This is a genomic window from Micromonospora sp. NPDC049529, assembly GCF_055586685.1.
Genome location: NZ_JBVJHT010000015.1, coordinates 144050 through 148293, shown reverse-complemented (window position 1 = coordinate 148293; position 4244 = coordinate 144050). Strand labels below are relative to the sequence as shown.

General features: G+C 71.1%; 2 protein-coding genes. One reads left to right on the top strand and one right to left on the bottom strand.

Features of this window, described 5'->3' with window-relative positions:
• Positions 1–85: 85 nt before the first annotated feature.
• Positions 86–1240 carry a magnesium and cobalt transport protein CorA gene (locus ACZ6QQ_RS25935; protein WP_465879765.1) on the bottom strand — a complete coding sequence of 385 codons (1155 nt, stop codon included), beginning with the start codon at positions 1238–1240 and terminating at the stop codon, positions 86–88.
• A gap of 398 nt (positions 1241–1638) precedes the next feature.
• Here ACZ6QQ_RS25935 and ACZ6QQ_RS25930 point away from each other — a divergent pair, with 398 nt between their 5' ends.
• Positions 1639–4110, top strand: coding sequence for a beta-N-acetylhexosaminidase (locus tag ACZ6QQ_RS25930; protein WP_465879764.1), 2472 nt, complete (start codon positions 1639–1641; stop codon positions 4108–4110).
• Positions 4111–4244: the final 134 nt, after the last annotated feature.

Sequence of the window (4244 nt, the reverse complement as noted above, 5' to 3'; positions counted from 1 at the left end):
TTCCCCTCCCCCCCCCCCCCCCCCCCCCCCCCCCCCCCCCCCCCCCCCCCCCCCCCCCCCCCCCCCCCCCCCCCCGCCCGGCGGATCACAGCCAGTTGCGTCGCTTGAAGACGAGGTAGAGCAAGGTGCAGACCAGGGCCATCAGGGCCAGCGCGAACGGGTAGCCGAAGCTCCAGTGCAGTTCCGGGATGTGGTCGAAGTTCATCCCGTAGATGGTGCCGATCAGGGTCGGGGCGAACAGGATAGCCGCCCACGCGGAGATCTTCTTGACCTCCTCGTTCTGCGTGTAGCTGGCCTCGGTCAGGCGCTTGACCTCCTCGTTCTGCGCCTGCGAGACCAGGGTGGCGTTCAGGGTGCGGATGTCGGTGAGGATCTGCCGGAACCCGTCGACCCGTTCGGCGGCGGTGGTGGCGTGGTCGGCCACGTCGCCCAGGTAGCGGCGCAACTCCTCGTCGGTGCCGTGCTTGGCGAAGCCGGCGGTCAGCGCCCGCAGGATGTCCAGCAGGGGTCGGGAGGCGCGCTGGAACTCGATCACCTCACGGGAGAGTTCGTAGATGCGCCGGGTCACCTTCGGGTCACCGCCGAAGACCTCGGTCTCGATCTCGTCGATGTCGTGTTGCAGCCCGGCGACCACCGGGGCGTAGCCGTCCACCACCGCGTCCAGGATCGCGTACAGCACCGCCTCGGGGCCGCGCCGCAGCAGGTCGGGGTCGTCCTCCATCCGGCGCCGGACGGCACCCATGTCGGGTGCCTCGCCGTGCCGGACGGTCAGGACGAAGTTCGGGCCGACGAACACGTGCAGTTCGCCGAAGTCGACCTCCTCGATGTCGTCGAGGTAGCGGGCGGCGCGCAGCACCACGAACAGGGTCTCGCCGTACCGTTCGAGTTTGGGACGCTGGTGGGCGACGACGGCGTCCTCCACCGCCAGTTCGTGCAGGCCGAACTCCTCGGCCACCGCCATGAGCTGGGCCTCGGCCGGTCGGTACAGGCCGATCCAGGCCATCGTGCCGGGCTGTCGCCGGAGCAGTTCACAGGTTCCGGTCACGCTGGTCGGGGCGTCGACGCGGTGGCCGTCCCGGTAGATGCCGGAGGTGACCACGCTCGCCTCGACCGGTGCCGGCGGGTGGGCGGCCCGGGGGTCCATCGACAGTTCCGGTGGCGACGGCTGCGGGTACCGCTCGTGTGACCGTCGCCAGGCGCGTTTTGCCGGACGCTGGGCGCGGGACCGCCAATCGGACATGTCACGCCTCCACCCCCGGTAGGCCGACGAACCTCATCCCCCACATTTCCAGAAGTCGCCGGTGCCCGGACCACCCCCGGCCATCCCGAGGTTCAACGTTTCTCTGAATACAGTTCAGGCTGAACTGTCGCTTCCATGGAGGCACTGACGTACGGGCGGGTGCTGGCCCGACGGTTGCCGCGTCGGGCTGACCCGCGTCACTCAATGTAAGGACTCTTTACAGTACGTCGTATCGGTGCCTATCATTCGGCCAGCGTCCTTCGCGTTGATCATCCAAACCGCATCGATCACCCAAGCCGCGCCGGTCGACCGCCACTGCCCGCGTCCGTACCGACCCGACAGCCAGCGGTCGGTGGGCGCCCGGCGGACGCCGCGCACCCCGGAACAGGGAGCGTGACATGCAGACGTCCGGCCGGTTGTTGGCAGGAACAGGGGACAGACGGACCAACCGGGTACGCCGACGGCGGCTCGGCGGCGCCGTACTCGCGCTCACCCTCGTGGTCCAGACGATGGTGCTTGCCGGCCCGTCGGCGACACCGGCACTGGCCGACACCGCCCCGACCGGCCCGGCCGACCTCGTACCGATCCCGGCCAGCGTGGTCGACGTGCCCGGTCAGTCCTTCGAGGTCGGACCGGCGACCCGGATCGTGGTGGGCGCCCCCGACGGCGCTGCGGCACTGCCGGCGGCGAACACCCTGGCGGCGATCCTGCGCCCGTCGACCGGCTACCCGTTGCCGGTCTCGACCGCCACGCCCCGCCCCGGTGACATCGCGTTCCAGCTCACCGACGCGGACGATCTCGGCGCCGAGGGTTACCGGATCGACGCCTCGGACACCGGGGTACGGCTGGCGGCGGCCGAGCCGGCCGGCCTCTTCTACGCCGTACAGACCCTGCGCCAGCTGCTCCCGCCGTGGATCGAGAGTCCGACCGTACGCCCCGGTCCGTGGACCGTGGCCGGCGTACGGATCTCCGACCGCCCCCGGTACGCCTACCGGGGCGTGATGCTCGACATCGCCCGACACTTCCAGTCGCCCGAGGTGGCCAAGCGGCTGATCGAGCAGGCGTCGGCGTACAAGCTCAACGTGCTGCACCTGCACCTCAGCGACGACCAGGGCTTCCGGATCGCGATCGACGGGCGGCCCGAACTCACCACCATCGGCGGCCAGTTCTCCATCAACAACGACCCCGGCGGCTACTGGACCCAGGCCGAGTACGTCGACGTCGTCAACTACGCCGCCGCGCACCACATGACCGTCATCCCCGAGGTCGACACACCGGGGCACACCAACGCGATCGTCATGTCGTACGCCGGACCGCAGGCCGACCCGGTCCTGCCGGACGTCAACTGCACCAACCGCACCCCGCCGCAGTGGAACCTCACCACCGCCGTCGGCTACAGCGCGATGTGCCCGGAGAGCCCCAACACCTGGGCGATCATCACCGACATCATCAACCAGCTCAGCGCGATGACCCCCGGCCCGTACTACCACCTCGGCGGCGACGAGGTGCCGGCGTCGATCCTGTCGAGCGCGCGGTACGTCGACTTCGTCGACCGGGAGGCCCAGATCGTCAAGGCGCAGGACAAGATCGTGATGGGCTGGGCGGAGGTTTCCCAGGCGAACTTCGACCAGCCCGGTTCGCCGCAGTCGGTCGCCCAGTTCTGGAACAACGGCAACCCGACCGGCTCCGGCGGTGACTCGGCCCGTCGGGCGGTGCAGAAGGGCATGAAGGTCGTCATGTCACCGGCCAACCACACGTACCTGGACATGCAGCAGTTCGTCGGCAGCCCGCTCGGGCTGAGCTGGGCCGGCCGGCTGGACGTGTCGCAGTTCTACAACTGGACCGGCACCAGCAGCGACCCCGGCACCTACATCCCGGAGCGGACCACCGGCGGGGTCACCCTGCCGGCGGTGACCGACGCCGACATCATCGGTGTCGAGGCGCCGATCTGGTCCGAGACGCTGCGGACCCTGGCCGACATCGAGTTCCAGGTCTTCCCCCGGATGCCGGCGACGGCCGAGATCGGCTGGTCACCGAACATCCACCCCGAGCGCAACCTCGCCTCCTTCGTCTCCCGGATCGCCAGCCACGGCGTACGCCGGCAGGTGCAGGGCCAGAACTTCTACGCCTCCCCGCAGGTGCCGTGGCGGGTCGACGTGGCGGCACCGGACATCACCACCGACTCGCGGACGGTCTCCGGGGAGATCGCCTCGGTGGCCACGCCGGGAGCGGCGCTGGACCAGGTGACGGCGACGGTCGACTGGGGTGACGGGACCGCGTCGGCGGCGACCCTGAGCGGCACCGCCGGCACCAACAAGAGCATCAACGGCATCTACGCGGCCACGGCGGAACACGCGTACGCCCGCGACGGCGTCTACCGGGCCACGATCACGGCCACCCGACCCGGCGGCAGCACGACCGCCCACTTCACCGTGGTCGTGAACACCTGCACCGCCACGGTCTCGGGCAACCACAACGGTCCGCTGACCATCGCCGACGGGGTGACCTGCCTGGCCGGCGCCACCGTCTCCGGCCCGGTGGTGGTACGCCCCGGCGCGTCCCTGATCGCCACCGGCGCCTCGATCCGGGGACCGGTGACCGCCACCGGCGCGGTGCTGGTCGAACTGCTCGGCGGCTCGGTCAGCGGGCCGGTGAGCATCACCGGGACCACCGGTGACGTGATCGTGGAACGGGTCGGGATCAGCGGTCCGGTCGTCCTGACCGGCACCGCCACCGCCCCGGCACCGCTGGTCGCCGGCAACACGGTCAACGGCCCGCTCACCTGTACGGGCAACACCCCAGCCCCGGTGAACGCCGGACTGACGAACACAGTCCACGGACCCGCCACCGGCCAGTGCCGGGGCCTGTGACCCCGTTCCCCGAGCCCCGGGGGGGGGGGGGGGGGGGGCAAGGGGGCGCCGGGGGGGGGGGGGGGGGGGGGTGGGACGGGTGGGTTCGGGGGGGGGGGGAGGGAGGGGGGGGGGGGGGGGGGGGGGGCGCAGAA

Bases quoted from the DNA above. Each gene is read 5' to 3' on its own strand.
- ACZ6QQ_RS25935 (WP_465879765.1), bottom strand. From the start codon at position 1,240: ATGTCCGATTGGCGGTCCCGCGCCCAGCGTCCGGCAAAACGCGCCTGG.
- ACZ6QQ_RS25930 (WP_465879764.1), top strand. From the start codon at position 1,639: ATGCAGACGTCCGGCCGGTTGTTGGCAGGAACAGGGGACAGACGGACC.